This is a genomic window from Rhodanobacter sp. OK091, from assembly GCF_900142825.1.
In the GTDB taxonomy this organism is placed as follows: Bacteria; Pseudomonadota; Gammaproteobacteria; order Xanthomonadales; family Rhodanobacteraceae; genus Rhodanobacter.
The window spans coordinates 362,040-386,757 of record NZ_FRCH01000002.1 but is presented as its reverse complement, the minus strand read 5'-3'; the positions used below and the strand labels follow the sequence as shown (position 1 = coordinate 386,757).

At 63.7% G+C, this 24,718-nt stretch carries 24 protein-coding genes; 8 read left to right on the top strand and 16 right to left on the bottom strand.

The window, feature by feature from the left end:
* Nucleotides 1-30 precede the first annotated feature (30 nt).
* Both BUA26_RS11280 and gltX read right to left on the bottom strand, forming a co-directional pair.
* Nucleotides 31-309, bottom strand: a complete 279-nt coding sequence (locus tag BUA26_RS11280) for a hypothetical protein (RefSeq protein WP_072760774.1) — start codon at nucleotides 307-309, stop codon at nucleotides 31-33.
* Between the two features lie 35 nt (nucleotides 310-344).
* Entirely contained in the window at nucleotides 345-1,745 is a 1,401-nt protein-coding gene (gene gltX, locus BUA26_RS11275) for a glutamate--tRNA ligase (protein ID WP_072760772.1), read from the bottom strand.
* A gap of 76 nt (nucleotides 1,746-1,821) precedes the next feature.
* Here gltX and BUA26_RS11270 point away from each other — a divergent pair, with 76 nt between their 5' ends.
* Nucleotides 1,822-2,589, top strand: a complete 768-nt coding sequence (locus BUA26_RS11270; protein WP_255368287.1) for a transporter — start codon at nucleotides 1,822-1,824, stop codon at nucleotides 2,587-2,589.
* A 30-nt stretch (nucleotides 2,590-2,619) separates the two neighbouring features.
* Here the strand turns inward: BUA26_RS11270 and BUA26_RS11265 are convergent, their stop codons facing one another.
* Complete coding sequence (locus tag BUA26_RS11265) at nucleotides 2,620-3,009, bottom strand: hypothetical protein (RefSeq protein ID WP_072760770.1); 390 nt, start codon at nucleotides 3,007-3,009, stop codon at nucleotides 2,620-2,622.
* A 35-nt stretch (nucleotides 3,010-3,044) separates the two neighbouring features.
* Entirely contained in the window at nucleotides 3,045-3,479 is a 435-nt protein-coding gene (locus BUA26_RS11260; protein WP_072760768.1) for a DUF4399 domain-containing protein, read from the bottom strand.
* A gap of 167 nt (nucleotides 3,480-3,646) precedes the next feature.
* Here BUA26_RS11260 and BUA26_RS11255 point away from each other — a divergent pair, with 167 nt between their 5' ends.
* Nucleotides 3,647-4,807 (top strand): glycosyltransferase family 4 protein, encoded by a 1,161-nt coding sequence (locus BUA26_RS11255; RefSeq protein ID WP_072760766.1) that lies wholly within the window; start codon nucleotides 3,647-3,649, stop codon nucleotides 4,805-4,807.
* Nucleotides 4,776-5,351, top strand: a complete 576-nt coding sequence (locus BUA26_RS11250; RefSeq protein WP_072760765.1) for a phosphatase PAP2 family protein — start codon at nucleotides 4,776-4,778, stop codon at nucleotides 5,349-5,351. The genes BUA26_RS11255 and BUA26_RS11250 overlap by 32 nt, the downstream gene beginning before the upstream one ends.
* 309 nt (nucleotides 5,352-5,660) lie before the next feature.
* On the opposite strand, the gene BUA26_RS11245 is transcribed toward BUA26_RS11250, so the two are convergent.
* Nucleotides 5,661-6,551, bottom strand: coding sequence for a LysR family transcriptional regulator (locus BUA26_RS11245; RefSeq protein ID WP_072760764.1), 891 nt, complete (start codon nucleotides 6,549-6,551; stop codon nucleotides 5,661-5,663).
* A gap of 121 nt (nucleotides 6,552-6,672) precedes the next feature.
* Between BUA26_RS11245 and BUA26_RS11240 the strand changes: the two genes are divergently transcribed.
* Complete coding sequence (locus tag BUA26_RS11240) at nucleotides 6,673-7,413, top strand: SDR family oxidoreductase (RefSeq protein WP_072760763.1); 741 nt, start codon at nucleotides 6,673-6,675, stop codon at nucleotides 7,411-7,413.
* Nucleotides 7,414-7,469: 56 nt separating this feature from the next.
* Nucleotides 7,470-8,381, top strand: a complete 912-nt coding sequence (locus BUA26_RS11235; RefSeq protein ID WP_072760762.1) for an SDR family oxidoreductase — start codon at nucleotides 7,470-7,472, stop codon at nucleotides 8,379-8,381.
* A gap of 277 nt (nucleotides 8,382-8,658) precedes the next feature.
* On the opposite strand, the gene BUA26_RS11230 is transcribed toward BUA26_RS11235, so the two are convergent.
* Genes BUA26_RS11230 through hyfB form a run of 7 tightly spaced genes read right to left on the bottom strand, consistent with a single transcriptional unit; the run spans nucleotide 8,659 to nucleotide 16,210 of the window.
* Nucleotides 8,659-9,012, bottom strand: coding sequence for a YkgJ family cysteine cluster protein (locus BUA26_RS11230; protein WP_072760761.1), 354 nt, complete (start codon nucleotides 9,010-9,012; stop codon nucleotides 8,659-8,661).
* 41 nt (nucleotides 9,013-9,053) lie between these two features.
* Complete coding sequence (gene nuoB / locus BUA26_RS11225; protein WP_072760760.1) at nucleotides 9,054-9,572, bottom strand: NADH-quinone oxidoreductase subunit B family protein; 519 nt, start codon at nucleotides 9,570-9,572, stop codon at nucleotides 9,054-9,056.
* Between the two features lie 6 nt (nucleotides 9,573-9,578).
* Complete coding sequence (locus BUA26_RS11220) at nucleotides 9,579-11,132, bottom strand: hydrogenase large subunit (protein WP_072760758.1); 1,554 nt, start codon at nucleotides 11,130-11,132, stop codon at nucleotides 9,579-9,581.
* Complete coding sequence (locus BUA26_RS11215) at nucleotides 11,129-12,580, bottom strand: hydrogenase 4 subunit F (protein ID WP_072760757.1); 1,452 nt, start codon at nucleotides 12,578-12,580, stop codon at nucleotides 11,129-11,131. The genes BUA26_RS11220 and BUA26_RS11215 overlap by 4 nt, the downstream gene beginning before the upstream one ends.
* Nucleotide 12,581: 1 nt before the next feature.
* Nucleotides 12,582-13,247: a formate hydrogenlyase gene (locus BUA26_RS11210; protein WP_255368286.1), complete on the bottom strand. Its 666-nt coding sequence runs from the start codon at nucleotides 13,245-13,247 to the stop codon at nucleotides 12,582-12,584.
* Nucleotides 13,248-13,250: 3 nt separating this feature from the next.
* Nucleotides 13,251-14,204: a respiratory chain complex I subunit 1 family protein gene (locus tag BUA26_RS11205; RefSeq protein WP_072760753.1), complete on the bottom strand. Its 954-nt coding sequence runs from the start codon at nucleotides 14,202-14,204 to the stop codon at nucleotides 13,251-13,253.
* Entirely contained in the window at nucleotides 14,201-16,210 is a 2,010-nt protein-coding gene (hyfB, locus tag BUA26_RS11200; protein ID WP_072760751.1) for a hydrogenase 4 subunit B, read from the bottom strand. The genes BUA26_RS11205 and hyfB overlap by 4 nt, the downstream gene beginning before the upstream one ends.
* A 230-nt stretch (nucleotides 16,211-16,440) precedes the next feature.
* On the opposite strand from hyfB, the gene BUA26_RS11195 reads away from it, so the two are divergent.
* Both BUA26_RS11195 and BUA26_RS11190 read left to right on the top strand, forming a co-directional pair.
* Nucleotides 16,441-17,307, top strand: coding sequence for a hypothetical protein (locus BUA26_RS11195; protein ID WP_072760750.1), 867 nt, complete (start codon nucleotides 16,441-16,443; stop codon nucleotides 17,305-17,307).
* A 138-nt stretch (nucleotides 17,308-17,445) separates the two neighbouring features.
* Nucleotides 17,446-17,688 carry a ribbon-helix-helix protein, CopG family gene (locus tag BUA26_RS11190; protein WP_255368285.1) on the top strand — a complete coding sequence of 81 codons (243 nt, stop codon included), beginning with the start codon at nucleotides 17,446-17,448 and terminating at the stop codon, nucleotides 17,686-17,688.
* A 54-nt stretch (nucleotides 17,689-17,742) separates the two neighbouring features.
* Here BUA26_RS11190 and nirD read toward each other — a convergent pair whose 3' ends face one another.
* From nirD to cysG, 4 genes are all read right to left on the bottom strand, one after another.
* Complete coding sequence (gene nirD / locus BUA26_RS11185) at nucleotides 17,743-18,084, bottom strand: nitrite reductase small subunit NirD (RefSeq protein ID WP_072760749.1); 342 nt, start codon at nucleotides 18,082-18,084, stop codon at nucleotides 17,743-17,745.
* 4 nt (nucleotides 18,085-18,088) lie between these two features.
* Complete coding sequence (gene nirB, locus BUA26_RS11180; protein ID WP_072760748.1) at nucleotides 18,089-20,653, bottom strand: nitrite reductase large subunit NirB; 2,565 nt, start codon at nucleotides 20,651-20,653, stop codon at nucleotides 18,089-18,091.
* A 25-nt stretch (nucleotides 20,654-20,678) separates the two neighbouring features.
* Nucleotides 20,679-22,040: an MFS transporter gene (locus tag BUA26_RS11175; protein ID WP_072761547.1), complete on the bottom strand. Its 1,362-nt coding sequence runs from the start codon at nucleotides 22,038-22,040 to the stop codon at nucleotides 20,679-20,681.
* Between the two features lie 250 nt (nucleotides 22,041-22,290).
* On the bottom strand, nucleotides 22,291-23,679 hold the full coding sequence (gene cysG, locus BUA26_RS11170) for a siroheme synthase CysG (protein ID WP_072760747.1): 1,389 nt from the start codon (nucleotides 23,677-23,679) through the stop codon (nucleotides 22,291-22,293).
* Between the two features lie 161 nt (nucleotides 23,680-23,840).
* Between cysG and BUA26_RS11165 the strand changes: the two genes are divergently transcribed.
* On the top strand, nucleotides 23,841-24,716 hold the full coding sequence (locus BUA26_RS11165; protein WP_072760746.1) for a uroporphyrinogen-III synthase: 876 nt from the start codon (nucleotides 23,841-23,843) through the stop codon (nucleotides 24,714-24,716).
* Nucleotides 24,717-24,718 lie beyond the last annotated feature (2 nt).

The following is a 24,718-nucleotide window of genomic DNA, read 5'->3' as shown; positions in this document are numbered from 1 at the left end:
CACCGCCGCTTTGTGTCGACCCGGAAAGGCTCAATGTCGAAGCGGCGGCGGCTCGGCACGCGGCTTGGGCCGGGGCCTGGCAAGTATCACAATCCAGCCGATGGGTCCCAGTACGAGCGCCCAGACGATGCCTTCGCCCGTTCGACCACGCCACCAGCCAAGCAGCGCGCCGACGGCGATGAACAGCAGGTTCCACCAGAACATGGCGGCCCACGGCAGCATATTCAACAGGTTGACGAAGATCTGCCAGAACGCGCCCGGCGCATCGGGATCGACGCCCTGGGTGGCCCTGGCGATCAGTTCGTCCATGTCGAGCTCAGCACGTCATCGACATGGTAGGAGTATCAACCCTGCGCGAGGACGATCGCGGCATCGACACGCCTGAGCGCCTCGGCACGACCCGCCAGGTAGATCGTGTGCTCGATGGACGGCGACACTTGGGTGCCAGTCATCGCCACCCGCAGCGGCTGGGCGATCTTGCCCATGCCGAGTTCCAGCTTGGCGGCAACCTGCTCGATCACCTGATGGATAGCTTCAGGGTTCCACTCGCAGTCGGCCAGCAACGACTTGGCCGCATCGAGCACCGCCACCGCACTGTCGTTCTTCAGATGCTTGGCGACCGCCTTGTCGTCCCATTCGGTAATCGGCCCGTACCAGATCTTCGCGCGCTCGGCCATTTCCTTCAGCGTATGCACGCGGTCGCGCAGCGCCACGATCACGTCGACCGGAGCCGGGCCATGCGTGGTATCGATGCCTGCCCGTGCCAGATGCCATTCGAACTCCGCCGCCAACGATTGTGGTTCATCGGTCTTCAGATAATGCTGGTTGAGCCACGCCAGCTTCTCGGTGTCGAAGCGCGAGGCTGCCTTGTTCACGTCGGCGATGTCGAACAGCGCAATCATCTGCTCGCGCGAGAAGATCTCCTGATCGCCATGCGACCAGCCCAGCCGGACCAGGTAGTTCAGCAGCGCGTGCGGTACGAAGCCGTCGGCACGGTAGTCCATCACGCTTACCGCACTGGTGCGCTTGGACAGCTTCTTGCCTTCCTTGTCGAGGATCATCGGCAGATGCGCGAACTCCGGCACCTCGGCACCCAGCGCGTGATAGATGTTGATCTGCCGCGGCGTGTTGTTGACGTGGTCGTCGCCGCGGATCACCTCGGTGATGCCCATGTCGATGTCGTCGACCACCACCGCAAAGTTGTAGGTCGGCCAGCCGTCGGAGCGGAAGATCACCAGATCGTCCAGCTCGGCGTTCGCCCACTCGATCCGGCCCTTCACCTTGTCGTCGAACACCACTGAGCCTTCGCTTGGATTGCGGAAACGGATCACGCGATTCGGATCGTCGCGCAAGGGCTCGTTGCGATCGCGGTAGTAGCCGTTGTAGCGCGGCTTCTCGCCCTTCGCCATCGCAGCCTCGCGCATCGCTTCGATCTCGTCCTTGCTTTCATAGGCGTAATACGCCTTGCCGGCGGCAACCAGTTCGTCGGCTACCTGCTTGTATCGCTGCAGCCGCTGAGTCTGGTAGAACGGGCCTTCGTCGGCGTCGAGGCCGAGCCAGTGCATCGCATCGATGATGGCTTTCACCGCCTCGTCGGTCGAACGCTCGCGATCGGTATCCTCGATGCGCAAGATAAACTCGCCGCCGCGACGACGCGATTCCAGCCAGCAGTACAGCGCGGTGCGCGCGCCGCCGATGTGCAGGAAACCGGTAGGGCTGGGGGCAAAGCGGGTGCGGACAGTCATGGGAACTCAAAGGATGCGAAACGAAGCGATGGATTTTAGCCGATACAGGGACCCAAACCGCTGCCGCAGTCCGCACGTGCCTCGAAACATGCGCCGGGTGATGTTCGCCACGCTCATGCTGGGCATTGCTTTGCCCGCGCTGGCCGACAACCCGGGCTACGACCGTCCCGGCTATGGGTTCACGCCTGTCGTGCTCGGCGCCGGCAACATCACCTTCGAACAAGGACTACCGGACTGGAGCCGTAATCGGCAGGACGGCATCACCAGTTCGCAATACAGCGCCGACAGCTTGCTGCGTATCGGCATCGGCGGCCCGCTGGAGCTGCAGCTGGCCAGCTCGCCGTGGAACTCGCTGCGACAAAGCGGCGCCGGTAGCACCTTCAGCAGCCAGGGCCATGGCGACACCGTGCTGGGATTGAAGCTGGCGCTGCCTTCCTCGAACCAGGCCTTCAGCTGGGGTTTGCTGGGCAGCGTGGAATTCACCGATGGTGCGAAGGCATTCCGAGGTGCCCGGCGCCAATACCTGCTTGGTTCGCAGTTCAACCTGCTGGCAAGCGAGCGCAACTCGCTAGGTCTTTATCTCCAGGACGTACGCAGCGGCGGCGCCGATAGCACCCTCGTGGCGGTCAGCGACAACTACGCACTGAGCAAGACACTGACGCTGTATGCCGAAACCGCACGACTGCACGCGCCGGATCAGGGCAGCGGCACGTTGGCCGGTGCCGGGCTGGCGTGGATGATCACTCCGCGCGTGCAGTTGGACGCCGGCTTCGACCATCGACTGGGAGGAGCCGCTCCGCAATGGCAGGCCAACCTGGGCGCATCGGTTTATTTCGGGCGCTGAACGACGCGGACGTGACCCGAGGGCCGGCGATCACCTACCGCCGCCGCCCTGGGCGACGCTTGAGCTCACAAGGTATCCCCTGCACGCCCAGCCACTGCATACATCCGCATTAGGATTTATGTAGCCCGGATTCAGGGACAGGACGTGCGAACCCCATTCTTGCATCGACCCGCGTTGCATCGATCCGAGCTGCATGGGGCCGGCAGAAGAACGGTTTTCGCCAAATTCGATAGGTGGGGTCTGGTCCTGCTCCGCCGGCGCCTGTCGCAGCACGAATTTCACATCGATCAGCGGGTGATGACCTGCTTCAGCAGCTTGCCCGCGGTCGACCTGCGCCTGCTGCTGGGCCGGCGCAAAGGCGGCGTCAGCGGCCGAGGCACACAGCACGCTCAACGCAAGCAAATACAGAAAGTACTTCATAACCGCACTCCTGAATGAACCGTTTCCGCCACGGTCTACTTGACGTGGATGGTAATCCTCTTCGAGACCAAGGGGGGATCGAACGGCACATGATTCTCGTCGCCAAGCTCCAGCTGCAACGTATGCGTGCCGGGTTTCAGCTTCAACGTGGTTTCGGTCTGGCCACCACCGAAGTGCAGATGGTTGTCGTCCTTCGGAATCGGCTGACCGGCAGGCGGCAGCTCCTTCACGTCGACCAGCAGATGGTGGTGGCCCGTGTGTTCCTTGGCGACGCCGGCCGGCGCCACGCCCATGCCCTTGAGGCCGAAGCGCACGGTGAACTGCTGGCCGACGCTGGCGCCGTCGCTGGGCGAGATGATGTAGACCGCTGCATCGCTGGAGGCCTTGGTCGTCGGCAGAGCCGGCGCATCCGCAGCCATCACGGTGCCGACCAGTCCGGTCAGGACAAGCGCAAGCAGAATGCGTTTCATCGTTGACTCTCCATGGGGATGGAAGGCCAGTGTAAGCCGGTCTGCCCGGACAGGACACTCTTCAAGGCATCCCCTCGCGGACGACATCGTCACCGCGACGTCATCCACTCGCCACACCGGCGCAACGCCGACGGTCGAAGCTGTGCCAAGCCAGCACAGGTATCGTCATGCGCATCGGCATCATCAGCGAAACCTATCCTCCGGAAATCAACGGCGTCGCACTGACCGTGCACAGCCTTGCCACCGGCCTGGCCGCCCGCGGCCATCAGGTGGATCTGATCCGGCCACGTCAGCCGCAGCCACATCAGGACGAACCCGGCATCGACGTACTCAGCGTGCGCGGCGGTGCGTTGCCCCGCTATCCCGGTCTGCGTTTCGGCCTACCCGCCGGCCGCACGCTGCGTCAGCACTGGCGGCAGCAGCGCCCCGATGCGATCTACGTCGCTACCGAGGGACCGCTGGGCTGGTCAGCGGTGCGCACGGCTGCCCGACTGGGTATTCCGGTCAGCAGCGGCTTCCACACCCGTTTCGACAGCTACGCCGATCATTACGGCCTGGGCCTGCTCACGCCGCTGGTGCGCGGCTATCTGCGCCGCTTTCACCAGCGCGGTGCAGCCACGCTGGTGCCAACCGACGCTCTCGCACGCGAATTGCAGGCCATGGGCATCTGCAACGCTCGCCTGCTGCGCCGAGCGGTGGATACACAACTGTTCCACCCGAACCAGCGCGATGACAACCTGCGCGACGCCTGGGGCGTCGATACCGCCACCCCAGTGGTGCTGTATGTGGGACGCATCGCGCCGGAAAAGAATCTCGAACTGGCGGTACAAGCGTTCCGTGCGATTCAGCAACGGATCCCGAAGGCGCGTTACGTCTGGGTCGGCGATGGCCCGGCGCGTGCCGCGCTCGAAGCGGCCAATCCGGACTTCATCTTCGCCGGCATGCAGCGCGATGAAGCCCTGGCGCGGCACTACGCCAGCGCCGACCTGTTTCCGTTCCCCAGCCTCAGCGAAACCTTCGGCAATGTGATTCTCGAGGCGCTGGCCGCCGGCCTGCCGGTAGTGGCGTATGCCGAAGGTGCCGCACGCGAGCACCTGGTCGACGGCGTCAACGGATACTGCATCGAGTCGGGCAACGCACCGGCCTTCATCGACGCGGCCACCAGGCTGGCCAGCAACCCCGCCCTGATCCGGCACATGGGCCGTGCTGCCCATGTCGGTGTTGCGGGACTCTCCCCGGACGCAGTGATCCGCGATTTCGAAACCCTGTTGCGCGAAATGGCTGAGGAGAATCAACATGAACACCTTGCCACCGCTGCACACGCCTGAGCTGTCGATCGGTTCGCCACGTTTCGCGCTGGATCGCCGCGTCTGCCTGGCGGCAAACCGCTGGGGTGCGCGACGCGCCGTGGGTTTGTTCTTCGGCGCGATCAGCCGGCTCGGCGATGGCATGTTCTGGTATGCACTGATGGCCGTGCTGGCCGTCGTAGGTGGCCAGCACGGACTCGCTGCAGCTCTGCACATGGCGGCCACCGGACTCGTCGCACTGACGCTGTATCGCAGGCTGAAGCACTGGACGCATCGACCGCGTCCGTTCCGGGCCTGCCCCGGCGTGGTCGCCCACGTGCCGGCGCTGGACGAGTTCAGCTTTCCGTCCGGGCATACCTTGCAGGCGGTGAGCTTCACCATCGTCGCACTGGCGTGGTATCCGCAGCTCGCGCCGTTGCTGCTCAGTTTCACCGCGCTGGTGGCGGCCTCGCGGGTGATCCTGGGCCTGCATTATCCCAGCGATGTACTCGCCGCGATCCTCATCGGCAGCGGGCTGGGCGTCTCGTCGTTGTGGCTGCTGTCGCTGGTCAGCAGACTCGCATGAACCGGCGCAGTCGCTGAGCAGCATTTGCGCACGCCGTCACAAGCGCCTTTGCGGTCAGGCAGATAGCTTAGTTGTCCACAGGCTTTACCGCTTACGTTCCACAAACGCTGTGGATTACTTCGCGTCGGGCCGGCACACACTGCGCAAAATGTCGGCACGCCGTGCCAAGTGTCTGTCGACAAAAGGACTGAGCCGCGTTGTCCACAGGCTTTCATCGTGAACGTGCACAGATGCGGTGGACAACTCATGTCGCCGGAACAGACGACACCGATCCGGAGTGCGTCGTTGCCGACAAAAAAGCACCCATTTTTACGCCCGACTCGCCAACTCGCGCGTCAACCAATCGATAAATACGCGTACGCGCGGCGAGAGTTGCCGGCTATGGGGATAGAGCAGGGAAACAGGTGTTGGTGAGGGTGGAAATTCGGGGAGCACGTTGACAAGCGTGCCTGCGGCAAGATCGGCATCGACGTGATAGCGCGGCACCTGAATCAAACCAAGTCCCAGCCGTGCTGCCGCGACATAGGTTTCGGCGGATGCCACCGTGAGCGTCGCGGGCAGAACGACGTTTCGCAGCTCACCGTTGATCGAAAACTCAAGCGGCAACGTCATCCCGGTCGCTGATGACAGGAAACCAATCACATGGTGGGCTTGGAGATCGTCAACGCTGACGGGCATACCGTGGCGGGCGAGATAGTCCGGGCTCGCGCAGGTCACTTCTTCAAGTACCGCGACACGCCGTCCGACCATCGCGCTGTCTTTCAGATCACCCACACGCAGCACGCAATCCACGCCCTCGCGCACCAGATCGACGAGACGATCTCCCTCCCCCATATAAAGTTGCAGGTCCGGGTATTCCGTCAGAAACGCGGGCAGCCCCGGCAGCAAGAAATGGCGGGCCAACGTGCCATGGACATCCACACGCAGTTGCCCACGCGGTTTGGCGTTGCTGAAAACGGCCTCGGCGTCTTCGACCTCACCAAGAATGACGACGCAACGTTTGTAGAACGCTTCACCGTCCAGCGTGGATCGGACATGGCGCGTGGTCCGCTGCAACAGCCGCACGCCCAGCCGTTTCTCCAACTCCTTGATCGCCTGTGTGGCGGTCGAACGAGGCAGTTCGAGATCCTGGGCTGCCAGAGTAAAACTCTGCCGCTCCACGATTCGCGTGAATAGCCGCATGACATCCAGACGGTCCATCTGCGCCCGCCGATTGTTCGTTTATACAGAATAGAATTGGCAATTTTACACAGATTATTTACCGAAAACGAAATCATAGAGTTTCTCCACCCCGGCATGGTGCCGGCCCTGGAGACATTCCATGAGCACGCAGAATCAGAAAGTCGCCCTGGTCACAGGCGCATCCCGCGGTATCGGGGCTGCCATTGCGCAGCGACTGGCCCGCGACGGTTTTACCGTTATCGTCAACTACGCGGAAAGTGCGGAACCGGCCGAAGCCCTGGTCCGATCGATCCAGCAAGCCGGCGGCCAAGCATTGGCAGCGAAGGCGGACGTGAGCGACCCGACCGATGTCCGCCGCCTCTTCGATGCCGCGGAAACCGCCTTCGGCGGCGTGGATGTACTGGTTAACAACGCCGGCATCATGCAACTGGCGAACATGGCGGACGCGGAGGACGCCTCGTTCGATCGTCAGATCGCGGTGAACCTGAAAGGCACCTTCAACACGCTGCGCGAAGCCGCCACACGTCTGCGCAATGGCGGCCGCATCGTGAATTTCTCATCAAGCGTTGTCGGCCTGCTTCAACCCGGCTATGGCGTCTATGCCGCCACCAAAGCCGGCGTCGAGGCGATAACGGGTGTGTTCGCCAAGGAGCTGCGCGGACGCAGCATCACGGTCAACGCGATTGCGCCAGGCCCCACTGCCACGAATCTCTTCCTCAAGGGCAAGCCACAGGAAGTCGTTGATCGCCTCGCCAAGCTCGCTCCGCTGGAGCGTCTGGGCCAGCCCGAAGACATTGCCGACGCAGTCGCCTTCCTTGCCGGCCCCGACGCTGGCTGGATCAACGGCCAGGTGCTGCGCGCCAACGGCGGAATCATCTGAACCCCTCGTGCCGTGTCACCCATGCGGCGCTCACTTTTGAGAAAAGGAATCCCATCATGAAACAGGTCATCGTTGTCACCGGCGCCTCCAGTGGCTTTGGCGCCCTCACCGCCCGCGCGCTCGCCCAAGCCGGACATACGGTCTACGCCAGCATGCGTGAAACCACCGGCCGCAACGCGCCGCAAGTCGAAGAAGTGAAGAAGTACGCCAGAGAGCATGGTGTCGATCTGCGTGCCGTCGAGCTGGACGTTGCCAGCGAAGCATCGGCTGAAACGGGCATCCAGAAGATCCTTGCCGACAGCGGCCGTCTGGACGTCGTCATTCACAACGCCGGCCACATGTCGTTCGGACCCGCCGAGGCATTCACACCGGAGCAGTTTGCCCAGCTCTACGACATCAACGTGCTCAGCACGCAACGCGTCAACCGCGCTGCCTTGCCGCATATGCGCAAGCAGGGTCGTGGCTTGGTGGTGTGGGTATCGAGCAGCAGTGCACGTGGCGGTACGCCGCCTTATCTCTCGCCGTACTTCGCAGCGAAGGCGGCGATGGATTCGCTGGCCGTCAGCTACGCCAGCGAGCTTTCGCGCTGGGGTATCGAAACCTCGATCATCGTGCCGGGCGCCTTCACCAAGGGCACCAATCACTTCGCGCATTCGGGCTCACCAGCGGACAAGAATCGTGCCGCTGAATACGACAACGGCCCCTATGCCGGTATCCCGGAACAAGCCCTGAAAGGTCTCGCCGCGCTCGAACCCGCGGATGCCGACGCCACAACCGTTGCCGATGCTATCGTGAAGGTGGTCGGCATGCCGTTCCGCAAACGTCCATTCCGTACACATATCGATCCTTCCCAGGATGGCTGCGAAGTCGTCAATGGTGTCGCCGATCGTGTACGCGCGGAGATGTTCCGTCGCATCGGCCTGGAGGATCTGTTGCTGCCACAGCTGAGGCCGCAGCCTGCAAGCTGAAGCAATGCGATGCTTGTCGGATGTGGGGCGGCAAGGAGACCTTGCCGCCTTTTCATTCCAAAGAATGCATATCGGTATCAGCGCTGCGCAAAATGTCAGCACGCCGTGCCAAGTACCTGTCGACAAAAGGCCTGAGCGACGTTGTCCACAGGCTTTCATCGGACACGTGCACAACCGCTGTGGATAAAAGCCGGGATCGCGTTCCCATTGCACGCCGCCTACCCGCAACCTCTGGATGCCTGGTCACGGGAACCTCGACTGGCTTTAGCCTCGAACCTCAGACGAGCACTTGCCTCGTGCGCGCAAGAAACTGATGAATCTCCTGCTCCGTTTTTGTGTCGATCATGTACACAGGCCGCCGGCCATTGGGGCACGGTAGATGCGGCGTTGTACCGAAGAGGCGGCAGATAAGAGGACGTTCCCCGTAGACCTCGCAACCGTGCTGGCCCAGATGCGGACAGCTCAGCTCGGCCAGCGCGCTCGCGTGTTCGGCCTCGGTCTTGACGGGCAGCCTCGCCATTTCTTCCGACGACGCCGTCACCGGTCCGCAGCAATCGTGGCAACCGACGATGCAGGTGAAAGACGGGATGCGTCGGCGCAATTCATCAATTTTACGGTCATTGCGAGTCATGGCACTTCCGTACGAGCGTGGCGTAGTGGCAAGTCCCGAGGTCAGGGACGTGGGCGATCGAGGTGTCGCGTGATGTATACAAGACCGCGCAGGATGGCCAGCGGGCTGGGGGGACAACCGTTGACCACGGCATCGACAGGAATCACTTCGCTGATCGGACCGCGCACGGCATAGTTGGTATTGAATACCCCCCCGCACGCGCCGCAGTCCCCCACCGCGAGCACCCACTTGGGCTCGGGCATCGCTTCATAAGTCTGCCTGAGTGCGTCTTCCATGTTGACCGACACCGGCCCGGTGACCAGCAGCAGATCGGCATGCCGGGGACTGGCGACGAACCGGATGCCCGCACCTTCGAGGTTGTAGTACGGATTGCTCAGCGCGTGGATTTCGAGCTCGCAGCCGTTGCAGGAGCCGGCGTCGACATGGCGTATGCACAAGGCCCGCCCGAACACGGCATGCAGCTCGCGCTGGATCGCGGTCAGTTCGGTGTCCGTGTCCGGTGACGGCAGAGGTTCGCTCAAGCTGCCAACGCGGCGGATGCGTGAAAGGATATCGAACATGCCCGCTTACCCGTCGTGTCCGCTGTAGGAAAGATTGAATGACTTGTTGATGAGAGGAAAGTCGGGAACGATGTTGCCCAGAAGCGCGACTTCGATCAGCGGCCAGTTCTGCCACGAAGGGTCGTGCGGGTGGCAACGCCGGATGCGACCTTCCGGACCAGTCTCCAACGCCACCATCACCGGGCCGCGCCATCCTTCGATCAGACCGAGCCCCAGCTGACCGGCCGGCGCCATCGGTGGTTCGGCGCAGAGCTCGCCCTGCGGCAGCGTGTCCAGCAGTTGCCTACACAACCGCAGCGATTCCAGCGTTTCGTCAAAGCGCAGCTGGACGCGTGCTGCCACATCGCCTTCCGTGCGCGTCGCCAGCACGGGCGCCAGGTTGTCGTAGGGTGTCCACGGCTGATCGACACGAAGATCGCGGGCGATACCTGAGGCGCGTGCGGCCAGGCCGATAGCGCCCAGTGTCTGGGCCTGATCGGGCGTCAGACGGCCGGCGCCGAGAAAACGATCCTGCAAGCCCTCGTGGTTGGCATAGATGGAACGCAGTTCATGCACGGCCCGTTCGAGCATCGCGATTTTGTCGAGCAGGGTCGGTATCGCCCGCACCGACAGGTCGCAGGCCACTCCTCCGGGCACCACGAAATCGAACAGGTAGCGCTGACCAAACACCTCCGAGTTATGGCGAAGCAGCTGTTCTTTCAGGCTCGAGAACTGGGTCAGCCCGAATCCGAAGCCGGCGTCGTTGCCGATGGCGCCAAGATCGCCCAGATGATTGGCGATGCGTTCGCGTTCGAGCGCCAGGGCGCGCAATGCGACGGCACGCGGCGACAAGGTTGTGGCGGTGATGGACTCCAGCGCCGCGCAATAAGCCCAGCCAAAGGCTACCGTCGAATCCCCGCTGACCCGTGCCGCGAGACGATGCCCGTCGCGTTGGGCGAAGCTCTCAAAACGCTTGGCAACACCTTTGTGCGTGTAGCCCAGACGTTCTTCCAGGCGCAGTGCCTTCTCGCCTACCACGGAGATATGGAAACGCCCCGGCTCGATGACGCCGGCATGGACGGGGCCCACCGCCACCTCGTGCACGCCTTCGCCGATGACCGGCACGAACGGATACGGCACACTGACGATCGGGTAGGTTTGCGCCGAGCTGACATCGCGGCGCAGGGGAAACACTTTCTCCGGCCAGCCACCATGACGCAACCAGGGGCGCGTGTCGCCGCCGTCGGCCCGAATGCCGAGCAAGTCGTGGACCGCACGTTGCATGCGATCGGCCACCGGAAAACCCGGCACCAAAGAGGGGTATACCGCGCGCTCGGCGGGCATCGCGTGTTCGATCACGAGAACGCGATCAGGCAGTAGATAGGCCGCACGAATGCGAAAGCACCGGTCGACGTCACGATCGTCGCTGCCCCATAGCGACAACAGACTGGCGCCCGCCTCGCGCAGCGCGTCGGCCGCCGCCGTCCAGTGGTGGGCGTCGGCCAGCACGCGGCAGCCCGCCACGTTGGAGCGCAGCGGTACGGATTCAGAGTCGAGGAAGTCCGGCCACATACGATTCATCCGATCAGGTGTGCCGCCACGCGATACCATTCGGCGAGTGCGGGTGGCATGTACACGCCGAGCATCAGCACGATCGACAAATGGACAAACACAGGCACCAGCGCAGGCGAATGAGGCAACGGCCGCGCGTCGGTCTCGCCAAATACCATCGGCTGCACGTGGCCGAAGATTGCGGCGAACGCTACACCCAGGGCGGCCAGCAGGACTGGCGTGGCCCATGGGTGATCGCGCATCGCCGTGGTCAGAATCAGGTACTCGCTGGTGAACACGCCGAACGGCGGCATGCCGAGTATCGCCAGCGATCCCAGCATCAGCCCCCAGCCCACGGTGGGACTGACCACCAGCAAGCCGCGAATGCCCGCGATACGCTGCGTGCCCGCGATCTGCGATGCATGACCCGCGGCGAAAAAGATCGCCGACTTGGTCAACGAGTGCACGGTCATGTGCAGCAGCGCCGCAAAATTCGCCAGCGGACCACCCATGCCGAACGCGAACGTGATGATGCCCATGTGCTCGATCGAGGAATAGCCGAACAGACGCTTGATGTCGCGCTGGCGCCACAGGAAAAACGCGGCCAGCAACGTCGAGAGCAGGCCGAAACCCATCAGCATGCGTCCAGGCACCGCCGAATGCATCGCGCCGACGGCGAGAATCTTGCAGCGAACCACCGCATACATCGCCACGTTGAGCAGCAGCCCCGACAACACCGCCGAAACCGGCGTCGGGCCCTCGGCATGGGCATCGGGCAGCCAGTTGTGCAGAGGCGCGAGGCCCACCTTGGTGCCGTAGCCGACCAGCAGAAACACAAAAGCCAGTCCGATCACGGTGGGATCGAGCTGCTCCTTCACGGCATCGAGATGCGTCCACAGCAGGGCGCTCATCCCTGCCCCGCCCAGCAGATGCTCCGCCGCGAAATACAGCAGGATGGTGCCGAACAAGGCCAACGCGATACCGACGCCGCACAGGATGAAGTACTTCCACGCCGCCTCGATACTGGCGCGGGTGCGGTACAGCGACACCAGCAGCACCGTCGACAACGTCGCCGCTTCCATCGCGACCCACAGCAGTCCCATGTTGTTGGTCGACAATGCCACCAGCATGGCGGTCATGAACAGCTGGTACATGCTGTGATACAGCCGCAGGCGACGCGCGTTGAGGCGACCGTGATCTTCCTCGATGCGCATGTAGGGTCGGGAGAACACCGCCGTGGTGAAGCCGACCAGCGCGGTCAACGCGATCAGGAAAACATTGAACGGGTCGACGAAGAACTGCTCGTGGGCCACCGTCATCGGCCCTTCGCCGATGATCCGAAGAACCAGCGCGCCAGCAGCGATCAGCGTGGCGAAGCTGATGACGACGTTGAGTTCCGCGGCACGCTGTTGTGCGCCGACGAGCGCGAGCAGGATCGCGCCAACCGCGGGGATAGCCAGTACCAGCACGAGCTCCACGTCAGTCCTCCTTGAGTGCTTCGAGCTGATGCAGATCGAGGCTGTCGAACTGCTCGCGGATCTGGAAGAAGAAGATGCCGAAAATGAACACGCCGACCAGCAGATCCAGCGCGATGCCCAGTTCGATCACCATCGGCATGCCGTAGGTCGTGCTGGTGGCAGCGAAGAACAGGCCGTTTTCCATCGCCAGGAAGCCGATCACCTGGGTGACCGCCTTGTGCCGCGCGATCATCATCAGGAAGGCCAGCAGGATGACGGCCATGGCGATGCCCAGGGTCTGCCGGGTCACCGTGGTGGCCAGCGAACTGATCGGCTGGGCCAACCCGAACGCGAAGATCACCAGCCCCAGCCCCACCAGCATCAGGGTCGGAATATTCACCAGCGGATCGCTGTCGCCCTCGATACCCAGGCGACGCATGAGCCGCATCAGGATCCACGGCATCAGCCAGACTTTTTCCACCAGAGTCAACGCGGCGGAGTAGTACAGGTCCGGCAAGTGCGCACTGATCGCCACCAGCAGCGTCGATGCGGTCAGCACCGCGCCCTGCCACGCCAGCAGCACGATGAGGCTGCGCGTGCGCCGCTGCGCCAGCATGCCGAACGAGATCATCAGCAGGCCGGCGGCGAGGACATGCAGGAACTGGGTGGCGAGGGTCAGCGTAGGCATGATTCAGGACTGCAGCAGCAGATGGACGAGCAGACCCAGCACGGCGAGCAGGAATGCCATGCTCAGGAACTCCGGCGCGCGGAATATGCGCAACTTGGCGGAAACCGTCTCGATCACCGCCAGTACCGCGCCGGCGACGACCAGCTTGGCCGCCAGCCATGCAACGGCGAACAGCAACGCCAGCGGCCCGTTCGCATGCAACGCGATGCCCCACGGCACAAACAGCGCGAAACCGATGCAGGCGTAGTTGAACAGCTTCAGCCAGGACGCCCATTCCATGAGCGCCAGGTGGCGCGCCGAATACTCGAGCAGCATCGCCTCGTGGATCATCGTCACTTCGAGATGCGTCGCCGGATTGTCGATCGGTATGCGGGCGTTCTCCGCCAGCAGCACCATCACGAAAGCCACCCCGGCGAAGGCCAGACTCGGCTGCAGCATCAGCCCCTTGGTGTTCAAGATGTCTTCCACCACCGTCGGCAGCGCCGTGCTGCCGAACATCAGGAAGGCATTGAAAAGCACCATCAGCAACGCCGGCTCGGCGAGAAAGCCGATCATCATCTCGCGCCGCGCGCCCATGCTGCCGAACACCGTGCCGATATCCATCGCCGCCAGCGCCATGAACACGCGCGCCGTCGCAAACAGGCCGACCAGGGCGATCGCATCGGCCACGCGCGCCATCGGCAGATCCGTGGTCACCGAGGGAATGATCGCCGCCGCCATGGCCATCGTGCCGAACACGACGTAAGGCGTGGCGCGAAACAAGGGCGAGGCATACGTGGCCAGTGCCGCATCCTTGCGGAACAGCTTGCGCAGGCTGCGGTAGGGCTGTAGCAAGGGGGGCGCCGACCGATTCTGCAACCAGGCCCGGCATTGCGCGACCCAGCCCGCCAGTACGGGAGCCAGCGCAACGGCAAGCACCGCGCCACCCAACTGGCTGAGTAGCGCGAGCGCGTTCACAGGACGAATACCAGCAAGACCAGCAAGGTAAGAAAGCTGTACATCAAATAGACGGCCAGACGGCCACGCTGCAGCACGGAAACCGCATCGGCCAGCCAGCCGACGGCACGGGCCAGCGGCAGATAAAGCCCGTGCCAGCATCGGTCGTCGATCTGGATGCGGTAGCGGGGAGCGCGGTCATCCGGCGCAGGCAGTTCGCGCGCGATACGGAAGAACGGCCCGAACATGTGCCGGATCGGCTGGCCGAACCCTTCGGCGGTGTCCTGCATGCGCGGAGTCAGCGCGGGGTAGCCGCAATTCCATGGCGGCGTGCGGCGCACACGACCGTGATACATCCGCCGTACCAGCACGAACATCACCGCGATCGTGCCGGCCATGCCAAGCAGCAGCCACAAGCCGCTATAGGAAGCCTGCTCCCGTGCCACCGGGGCGATCCACCAGGGAGCGGGTCCGCGCTGGATCACTGTACCCACCAGCACCCGTGTCACGGCGGCAATGGCATTCAGCGCGACTTGCGGAAATACGCCGATGAGGATGCAGCCCAGAGCCAGCCAGCCCAGCCCCACGCGTTCGAGCCAGCCGGCATCATGAGCCTGCATCAATGACGGTTCGCGCGGCTGGCCCAGAAAGATCACGCCGTAGAACTTGACCATCACGTAGCCGGCCAGCGCGGCGGTCAACGCCACCACGGCGGCCCCTACCGGCACGATCATGTTGACGAACGCATGCGGAATAGATGGCGTCGACAGGAAGGCCTGCAGCAGCAGCCATTCGGAAACGAAACCGTTGAGTGGCGGCAACCCGGCGAGGGCCAGGGTGCCGATCAAGGCCAGGGTGGCAACCCAGGGCATCCGGCGGATCAGGCCGCCCAATTTGCCCAGACTGCGCTCGTGGGTGGCGTGGAGCACGGATCCCGTGGCGAGAAAGAGCAGGCTCTTGAACAGCGCGTGGTTCAACGCATGCAGCAACGCCGCCGTCAACGCCAGCGCTGCCAGCAAACGCATATCGAATGCATAGCTCAACAAGGCCAGACCGATGGCAGCGGCGATCAAGCCGATGTTCTCGATGGAAGAATAAGCCAGCAGCCGCTTCATGTCGGTCTGCACGGCGGCGAACACCGCGCCGAACAAGGCCGTGCCCAACCCCAGCACCAAGGTCAGCATGCCCCACCACCACGGGCCGCCATGGAGCAGATCGAAACTGACGCGCAGCAGGCCGTAGATCGCCACCTTCAGCATCAGGCCGCTCATCATGGCGGACACCGGCGATGGCGCCGCCGGATGAGCTTCGGGCAGCCACACATGCAAGGGCACCAGCCCCGCCTTGGCACCGAAACCGAACAACGCCAGCCCGAAGGCCACGCCGGCCCACACCGGGGAGAGCGTGGCGCCGCGCATCGCATCGAACGTCATCAGCCAGCTGCCGCCTTGCAACACGCCGAAACACAACAACAGCGCCAGCGCTCCCACATGCGCCATCAACAGATACAGAAAGCCGGCGCGCTGGATCTCAGGGATGCGGTGCTGCGTGGTCACCAGGAAATACGAGCTGAGCGCCATCGTCTCCCAAGCCACCATGAACAGGTAGGCATCGTCGGCCAGGATGACCATCGCCATGCTCGCCAGAAACGTGTGGTACTGCAGGCAGAGCAGGCCCGGCGAGGCGCCTTCGCCCGCACGGAAATAGCCGGCCGCGAACACCGAAATGCCGGCGCTGACGCTGCCAAGCAGCAGCAGGAAAAAACCGGAGAGCGCATCGAGGCGAATGTGAAACGGCAAGTCCGGCAATCCGAGCGGAAGGATCACCTGTTCCGCCACGAACCCGTCGGCGAGTGCGGAAAAACCCACGGCGGCGATGCCCATGGCGACAAGCGCACCGAGCGGAAACAAGGTGTACGCCACCCAGGTGATGCGGTGCGAGCGCACCAATCCGGCGAGGCCCAGCACCAGCCAGGCAAACACCAGACCGAGCAGGACCGGCACGTGCGTAGCGAAAAACGGATTCACCCCCGGCTCTCCACCACCTCGCTCGCCACCACGCTGATAGGGATAGCGGGAGGCGACGAAAGGCGGAGAGATGCGTCATTCATGATAATGTAATTACCATTGGAAACATCTTCAGTGTAAGACTGATGGAACTCGAATGTCACTAGAAAGTCGTACTGCGGATCAGGCCAGCCGTGGTGGCCCGATGGGCCTCCCTATGAAAGAAGAGCGCCTTTCGGAGGCGAAAGCTCATGACCACACTCGATAAGGTCGTGGAAGCTGGCAAGAAACAACCAGCGAAGGCCAGCCTGGCGGCGCCCGGCGCGACCAGCCCTCGCGGATCCCACGTCGCCAAGCGCGCGGTGAAAAAATCCCTTGCATCGGCCACGGCGGCAGCGACGGCCCTGAAACCCGAACAGATCGCTTTCCTTGGCGAGCATGCCGCTCACCACAAGGCCACGTCGGCGAAGGCATTTGTGCAGGTTCTGTTCTGGCCGACGCTCCCGGATGCGTGGTCACGCCTCACCAGCAGCTGTACGGCGCTGGTCGCGTTGCGTAAGGAAATGTTCTCGACTGGAGCGGCACCGGTTGCCCGATCATGGGTGCACGATGTGGCGCCCCAGTTGAACCTACCTTTCAGCCGCGACGCGAGCGCCGAAGAGAGCACGCTGGCAACCTTGATCACGCGGCTGCCCGCGCGCTTCATCGCTGCAGTCGTGGAACCCGATCGCGAAAAAAGCATGGCGTCGGATCTTGTCCTGTATCGACGATCCCTTTCCGGCTGCCTGTCGGCCTATGAAGCGTTTTTGAAGGACGCCCATGAACGTGCACGCGGCGTCTTGATTGCGGCTTCCCGCAAGGAAGATCAAGGCAAAAACCTGCTCGATGCCTTCAAGGACACGCGGGGCCGTCTTGACGATGACTCCCGCCTCGCCAACTTCGAGTTGCGGCTTTGGTCGGAGCACGTGCTTCCGCTGCCGCTGGAAATCGCCAACCTGGCCGCGGCCGCAATCAGCCGCTACCTGGAAGCGCCCAGTCAGGCCAATCCCATCTTCGACGCCGTAGCCTCCAAACTGGTGAATCCGCCTTCCTGCCTGGAGCCGCGCAAGCGCCGCTGAGGGTGACGGATATGCTGCCGAACATTTCCCTCCTTCGAGTCGAACCTGCATCAGGCCTTCAGCATCAGGCGTTCAGGAGCGGCGAAGGAAAACCGGCACATGAATAGTCTTTCCTATTAACCACGGAAGTCGCTTCCAGTGAAAAACGAATCCAAGCGCATGCCCATCGAGAATCGAACCGCCCGCCTGACCATCCTGATCGACCCCCGGAAGAAGGCGGTATTCGAACGCTTGTGCGCAGGAGAGGACGCGACGTCCTCACAAGTCGTACGCCGGCTGATCCGGGAATACATCGAACGCAAACAGGGACGTCCATGGCATCCGGAGGACGACCCCGAAGAAACAGCGACTCCGGGAATCACCCGCAGCCGTCCACGCTGATTTAGCCGGCACCCGCCCCAATCTGCGCCACTGCAAGATTCGGGTGGGACACGTTCACCGAATCAGCACCTGGTCTTCGTCGCCCAGCCGCACCGACCAGGCGCGCACGGAGTGCTCGGGCACCTCGATGCATTCGCCGGTGCGCAGATCGAAATGCTGCTTGTGGATCGGCGAGGCGACCACGATGCGCTCGCCCAGGCTGCCGATCAGCCCGCGCGAAAGTACCGCTGCACTTGCGATGGGATCGAAGTTGTCGATCGCGTAGAGGTCGCGCTGGCCGATCCGGAACACCGCCACTTGCTCGCCGTGGACAAGCGCACACACTCCGGTGTCGGGCACGATGTCCGCGAGTGAGCATACCCGGACCCAGCCTTGCTTCGCTGCGCGGTAACTCATGGCATCACTCCATTTCGACGGTCATCGGAATCCGCCCCAGACGAGTGCGTTTTTCCTCGATCGTGGCCGGACGGATCTGCTTGCGCTCGGGTACGAATGCGACGTTGCCGTCGGCCGCATCGCTGTTGATGAAGTGATGGAACCGGCGGCGTGTATGGGGGTCGCCGACCGCCTTTTTCCATTCGCATTCGTAGCTGTCCACCACCTGCTGCATCTCCGCTTCCAGTTCGGCAGCGATCCCCAGCGTGTCGTGCACGATCACGTCCTTGAGGTAATCCATGCCTCCTTCGAGGTTGTCGCGCCATACGCTGGTGCGTTGCAGACGATCGGCCGTGCGGATGTAGAACATCAGGAAGCGGTCGATGTACCTGATCAGGGTGGGCGTATCCAGATCGACGGCCAGCAACTCGGCGTGGCGCGGTTTCATGCCGCCGTTGCCGCACACGTAGAGGTTCCAGCCCTTCTCGGTGGCGATCACGCCGACGTCCTTGCTCTGCGCCTCCGCGCATTCGCGAGTGCAGCCGGATACCGCGAACTTCAACTTGTGCGGTGAGCGCAGGCCTTTGTAGCGGTCATCCAGGTCGACCGCCGCGCCTACCGAATCCTGCACGCCATAGCGGCACCAGGTGGATCCCACGCAGGATTTCACGGTGCGCACCGATTTGCCGTAGGCGTGACCCGATTCGAAACCGGCCGCGATCAATTCCTCCCAGATCGACGGAAGCTGTTCCAGCCGCGCGCCGAACATGTCCACCCGCTGGCCGCCGGTGATCTTGGTATACAAGCCGTACTTCCTGGCGATCTGGCCCACCGCGATCAGGCCTTCCGGAGTCACTTCGCCAGCGGGCATGCGTGGCACCACGGAATAGCTGCCGTCCTTCTGGATGTTCGCGAGGAAATAATCGTTCGAATCCTGCAGCGAGGCATGCTCCGCCTGCAGCACGAACTCGTTCCAGCACGAAGCGAAGATGCTCGCCGCCACAGGCTTGCAGATGTCGCAGCCCAGACCGCTACCGTGGCGCGCCAGCAGTTCGCCGAAGTGGCGGATACGCCCTACCCTGACCAGGTGATAGAGCTCCTGCCGCGTATAGGCGAAGTGCTCGCACAGATGGTTGTTCACTGCCAGGCCCTGGCGCTTCATCTCCGACTTCATGATCTGCGTGACCAGCGGCACGCAGCCGCCGCAACTGGTACCGGCTCTGGTGGCTGTTTTCAGCGCTACGATCGAGGTGGCACCGGCGCCTACTGCCTCGCACAGCTGGCTCTTGGACACATTGTTGCAGGAGCAGATCTGCGCCGAAGCGGGCAAGGCATCGACGCCCAGGCCCGGTTTGGGCTTGCCATCTGAAGAAGGCAGGATCAGGAACTCCGGCGCCTCGGGCAACTCGATGCCGTTGAGCATCATCTGCAGCAAGGTGCCGTATTCGGCGGCGTCGCCGACCAGCACGCCACCCAGCAGCTGCTTGCCGTCCCCGGACACCACCAGCTTCTTGTAGACCTGCCGGCGCTCGTCGCTGAACTGGTAGACGCGGCTGCCCGGCGTGTCGCCGTGGGCGTCGCCGATGCTCGCCACGTCCACGCCCATCAGCTTGAGCTTGGTGGACATGTCGGCGCCGGAGAACTCGGAAAGTCTGGACGTCTGTTTGCGCTCGAGCAGCGCACCGAGATGGGCCGCCACGATGCGCGCCATTTCGTAACCTGGGGCTACCAGGCCGAAAATCTTGCCGCGCCACAATGCGCATTCGCCGATCGCGTAGACGTCCCAGTCGCGGGTGCGGCAGTAATTGTCGATGCGGATGCCGCCGCGTTCGCCCACACCCAGTTCGCTTTGCCGGGCCAGTTCGTCGCGCGGGCGGATGCCTGCGGAGAACACGATGAGATCCGCTTCCAGGTGATCGCCATCGGCGAATTTCATGCGATGGCGCGCTGCCTCGCCGTCGACGATCTCCAGGGTGTTCTTCTGTGTGTGCACGACGACGCCGAGTTCCTCGATCTTCCGCCGCAGCATGCGTCCGCCGCCGTCGTCGACCTGCACTGTCATCAACCGCGGGGCAAATTCAACCACGTGCGTTTCCAGCCCCAGGTCATGCAGCGCCTTGGCACATTCCAGACCCAGCAAGCCACCGCCGACCACCACGCCGATTCTGGACTCCCTACCCCAGCGGGTCATCGCCTGCAGATCCTCGATCGTCCGATAGACCAGGCAAGCGGGCCGATCGTTGCCGGGGATGGCCGGCACGAACGGCGTGGAACCGGTAGCCAGCACCAGTTTGTCGTAAGAGATGATTTCGCCGTCAGCGCAGGTTATCTGCTTGAGCACGCGGTCGATGCGTGTGGCACGGACATCGAGTCGCAGCTGCAGGCCCGGTTGCTCGAAGAAACCGGGCGTCGCCAGCGAGAGGTCTTCCGCGCTCTTGCCGGCGAAGAATTCCGACAAGTGCACGCGGTCATAAGCCGGCCGCGGTTCTTCGCAGAGTACGGTGATCTCCAGGTCTGCATGCCGGGTGGCCATCAGCTCTTCCAGCAGCTTGTGGCCCACCATGCCGTTGCCGATTACAACAAGCTTCATAGCTGCCTCCCGTAGGTTCGCCGGTTCAATCGACCGCCAGCACGGCGGGCACGACGGGCATGCCGCGCGCGCCATGGTTTTGCCGCAAGGCTTCCTGATAGAGCTGCTCTTCGCGCGCCATATGCTCGCTGCTGAAGCGCACGGCCAGTGCGCATAGCGAACCGACGATGACGAAGCCGCCGAGCAGCATGAAGGTGTGTTGCACAGAGCCGGTGCTCTTCAGTACGAAGCCGGCCGCCACCGCACCCACATTGCCGCCCGCGCCGATGATGCCGGCCACCCCGCCCAGTGCCTGGCGATCGATGAACGGCACCAGCGCATAGGTGGCGCCGCAAGCCATGTGGATGAAAAGGCCGAAGGTGAGCATGGCGACCACCGCCAGCCCGGCACTCTGCATGCCGGAGAACCACAGCAATCCCAGTCCTTCGCCCAGCATCAGAATGCACAGCAGCCGCGTACGGGCGATCAGCCCGCGCCGCCGCGCCAGACGATCCGACACGATGCCGCCAAGCGCACGCGCGAACAACGCCAGCAGGCCGAAGCTTCCGGCCGCCAGCCCCGCGCTGCGCAAGTCCAGGCCGAAGCGATCCACGTAATAGCTGGCGGCCACTCCATGCACAAAGAGCTCGATGCCGAAACAACCGGCATAGGTCACGAACAGCAACCACACGCGGTAGTTGAGCATTGCCATGCGAAACACCGCCCAGCCGCCGCGCTTGCCGTTCTCGGGAGTGATGCCGCGCGCGCGCAGTTCGCGATAGTCGCCTTGCGGACAGTCCTGGGTGAACCTCCAGTACAAGCCACCCACGATCACCATCAACGTCCCTGGCACCAGCATCGCCACCCGCCAACTGGCAGCCTGCGACACTCCCACCGCCACCACCGCCACACATACCCAGGGCATCACCGACTGGGTAACCCCGCCGCCCGCGTTGCCCCAGCCGGCGCTGGCCGCGTTGGCCGTGCCAACCACGTTGGGGGCGAACATCACCGAGGTGTGGTACTGGGTAATCACGAAGCTGGCGCCGATCACGCCGATCGCCAGACGAAAGAACAGGAAGGCTTGGTAGCTATGGGCGAAGGCGATACCGAACACCGGAATCGATCCCGCCAACAACAACGCTGTATAGGTGCGGCGAGGACCATAGCGGTCGCACATCGGGCCGATCAGCAGGCGCCCCAGCACGGTGACGGCAACCGCAGCGATATTGATGTTGGCCAGCTGATCCTTGCTCAGGCCAAATTCGCCTTTGACCATCGGCATCAAGGGCGCCAACGCGAACCACCCAAAAAAGCAGACAAAGAAGGCCATCCAGCTCAAGTGGAAAGCACGCATCTGCGGCGTGCGGAGATTGAACAGATCGATCCGGGTGGCCTTGCCTTGCACGCACACCTCCAACACGCTTCGATGGGTCGCGGGGCATGCCGGCCGCAGGTAGCGCACGCCGGTATCGCGACATGTTGTGCAGTGCAAAACACATGCCACGAAGGCAAACGTATGGATTTCGGGCATCCAGCGAAAGCAGCCCGCACGTGACGCACTCGTTTACGCTCCGCAAGCGCTCAAGCCCGCGCGCATTAGCACCATTGCGGTGCACAAAATGGATCGAGCAGGTAGCGGAGCTGGTGGCGTCGACTCATACGGGCTCCGCACCGAACCACGACAAGCGCTGCGCGAGCGCAGCGACGTCGCCAAGGATCAACAAGGCCGGCGAGCGCACGGCATGCTGCGCGGCGCTCGCGACCAGGTTGGCCAGCGTTCCAGTGATGACGCGCTGATCCGCGCGCGAGCCATTTTCGATCAGCGCAAACGGCGTTTCCGGCGCACGACCGTGCTCGATCAAACCGGCCTGCAAGGTTCCCAGTTCGCCCACACCCATGTAGACCGCCAGCGTCTGACGCTCCTGTGCCATCGCAGCCCAATCCAGCGCATCCAGTGAATCGCGGCAGTGCGCCGTCATCAAACGCACCGCCTGCGCGTGCCGGCGATGCGTCAGCGGGATGCCCGCATAGGCCGCGCAAGCGAGCGCCGCGGTGATGCCCGGCACCACTTCGTAGGCGATCCCGTGCTGGCGAAGAAATTCCAGTTCCTCACCGCCGCGGCCGAACACGAAGGGGTCGCCGCCTTTCAGGCGCACGACCCGCTTGCCGCTTCCCGCGTACTCGAGCATCAGCCGGTGGATGTCGTCCTGCACGGTGTGATGACGACCGGACTCTTTGCCCACCGCGACGCGTACGGCATCGCGGCGCGCCAGTTCGAGCACCTCGTCGCTGACCAGGCGGTCATGCAGGATCACGTCGGCTTCGTTCAAGGCGCGCAAACCCCGCAGCGTGAGCAGCCCCGGATCGCCGGGGCCGGCACCCACCAGCACCACGGAGCCGCTGGCCATCTGCGACGGTTCGGCGAGCGCCCGTGCCGTCGCCTGTTCGGCCTGCCCGGATCGGCCTCGACGCAAGAGCGCGGCCACCGGTCCGGTGAACAGGGTTTCGTAGAAGCGCCGGCGCTGGCCCAGATCGGGATGGCGTGCCCGAATACGCTCACGCCAGCGTGCAGCGAGAGCGGTCAGCGGGCCCAGCGACGGGTCGAGCAATGCTTCCAGTCGTTCGCGTATCAAGCGCGCCAGCATCGGCGCGGCGCCGCCGCTGGAAATCGCGATGGTGAGCGGCGCACGATCGACCACCGCCGGCACGTGGAAACTCGACAACGTCGCGTCGTCGACGACATTCACGAAGATCCGTCGCTGTTCCGCCAGCATCGCCAGGCGCCGATTGAGCGCCTGATCGGACGTGGCAGCCACCAGCAACCAGATCGTGTCGAGCCAGCTCGCATCGAACTCGTCCTGCCGCAGCTCGATCCTTCCCTGCGCCGCCAGACTCTGCAACGCAGGCGTCGACGCATTCGCGGCCACGATCACCTGTGCTCCAGCCGCCAGCAGTGCGGCGACCTTGCGTTCGGCCACCACCCCGCCACCGACCACCAGGATGCGACGGCTCCCGAGATCGGCGAACATCGGATAGAGCTTCATGACTTTGCCGCCTTCATCGATGCATCGACGATAGCGGCGAAAATCAGGCGGTCATCACGGCTGCGTAACGCGCGTGCCGACCCTGCCATTACGGTTTGCTTGCTACGATGCCAGCACGGCACAGCCTTCGTGCGCATACCCGCTTTGACCGAAACGTTCCGATGCCCAAGCCTGTTGAAGTCATGCCTGCTGAGATCGGCTCCAGCCTCCGCGGCCGCCGCATTGCGGTGCCCGAGTCGCGCGAGCTCGATGTGTTCGCTACGCTGCTCGAACGTCGCGGCGCCGAAGTGTTGCGTTGCCCGTTGATCGATATCCGCGATGCGCCGGATCCGGCGCCGGTGCTGGACTGGCTGCGTCGTTTCTGCACGGAAGGCTGCGACGACCTGATCCTGTTCACCGGCGAAGGCTTGCGCCGCCTGCTCGATGCGCTCGAACGGCATGCACCCGAATTGCGCGCGGCATTCGTGAAGCGTCTCGGCGAAGTGCGCACGATCGCACGCGGCCCCAAGCCGGGCCGCGTGCTGCGCGAGCTGGGACTGAAGCCGGAGCTGATCGCCGAGCCGGCGACGACCGCTGGCGTGATCGCCCTGCTGCGAACATACCCGCTGCGCGGCCGCCGCATCGGTGTGCAGTTGTACGGCAGCGAACCGAATCTGCCGCTGATGGATTTCCTCGTCGCCGCCGGCGCGCACCCGCTGCCGGTGGCGCCCTACGTCTACGTCGATGGCGCAGCCGATGGCGAGGTGCTGGGGTTGATCGAACGCATGTTCCATGGCGATATCGATGCGATCGCCTTCACCAGCATGCAGCAGGTGACGCGGCTGTTCCGCGTGGCCACCGAACATGGTCGGGACGACCAGTTGCGCCAGGCATTGATGCGCACCATGGTGGCAGTGGTGGGCCCGTTGGTGGCCGAGCTTCTCGTGGCGCACGGCGTCGAGCCGCAGGTGATTCCGGGCGTCAGCTACTACTTGAAGCCGCTCACCCAGGCGCTGATCCGCCATCTTGGCGCCGCGCAGGATGAGCGACTCCGCTGAGA

Excerpts from the sequence above, each read along its gene's own strand:
- BUA26_RS11280 (WP_072760774.1), bottom strand. The coding sequence starts at position 309 with ATGGACGAACTGATCGCCAGGGCCACCCAGGGCGTCGATCCCGATGCG.
- gltX (WP_072760772.1), bottom strand. The coding sequence starts at position 1,745 with ATGACTGTCCGCACCCGCTTTGCCCCCAGCCCTACCGGTTTCCTGCAC.
- BUA26_RS11265 (WP_072760770.1), bottom strand. The coding sequence starts at position 3,009 with ATGAAGTACTTTCTGTATTTGCTTGCGTTGAGCGTGCTGTGTGCCTCG.
- BUA26_RS11260 (WP_072760768.1), bottom strand. The coding sequence starts at position 3,479 with ATGAAACGCATTCTGCTTGCGCTTGTCCTGACCGGACTGGTCGGCACC.
- BUA26_RS11255 (WP_072760766.1), top strand. The coding sequence starts at position 3,647 with ATGCGCATCGGCATCATCAGCGAAACCTATCCTCCGGAAATCAACGGC.
- BUA26_RS11250 (WP_072760765.1), top strand. The coding sequence starts at position 4,776 with ATGAACACCTTGCCACCGCTGCACACGCCTGAGCTGTCGATCGGTTCG.
- BUA26_RS11245 (WP_072760764.1), bottom strand. The coding sequence starts at position 6,551 with ATGGACCGTCTGGATGTCATGCGGCTATTCACGCGAATCGTGGAGCGG.
- BUA26_RS11240 (WP_072760763.1), top strand. The coding sequence starts at position 6,673 with ATGAGCACGCAGAATCAGAAAGTCGCCCTGGTCACAGGCGCATCCCGC.
- BUA26_RS11235 (WP_072760762.1), top strand. The coding sequence starts at position 7,470 with ATGAAACAGGTCATCGTTGTCACCGGCGCCTCCAGTGGCTTTGGCGCC.
- BUA26_RS11230 (WP_072760761.1), bottom strand. The coding sequence starts at position 9,012 with ATGACTCGCAATGACCGTAAAATTGATGAATTGCGCCGACGCATCCCG.
- nuoB (WP_072760760.1), bottom strand. The coding sequence starts at position 9,572 with ATGTTCGATATCCTTTCACGCATCCGCCGCGTTGGCAGCTTGAGCGAA.
- BUA26_RS11220 (WP_072760758.1), bottom strand. The coding sequence starts at position 11,132 with ATGAATCGTATGTGGCCGGACTTCCTCGACTCTGAATCCGTACCGCTG.
- BUA26_RS11210 (WP_255368286.1), bottom strand. The coding sequence starts at position 13,247 with ATGCCTACGCTGACCCTCGCCACCCAGTTCCTGCATGTCCTCGCCGCC.
- BUA26_RS11195 (WP_072760750.1), top strand. The coding sequence starts at position 16,441 with ATGACCACACTCGATAAGGTCGTGGAAGCTGGCAAGAAACAACCAGCG.
- nirD (WP_072760749.1), bottom strand. The coding sequence starts at position 18,084 with ATGAGTTACCGCGCAGCGAAGCAAGGCTGGGTCCGGGTATGCTCACTC.
- nirB (WP_072760748.1), bottom strand. The coding sequence starts at position 20,653 with ATGAAGCTTGTTGTAATCGGCAACGGCATGGTGGGCCACAAGCTGCTG.
- cysG (WP_072760747.1), bottom strand. The coding sequence starts at position 23,679 with ATGAAGCTCTATCCGATGTTCGCCGATCTCGGGAGCCGTCGCATCCTG.
- BUA26_RS11165 (WP_072760746.1), top strand. The coding sequence starts at position 23,841 with ATGCCCAAGCCTGTTGAAGTCATGCCTGCTGAGATCGGCTCCAGCCTC.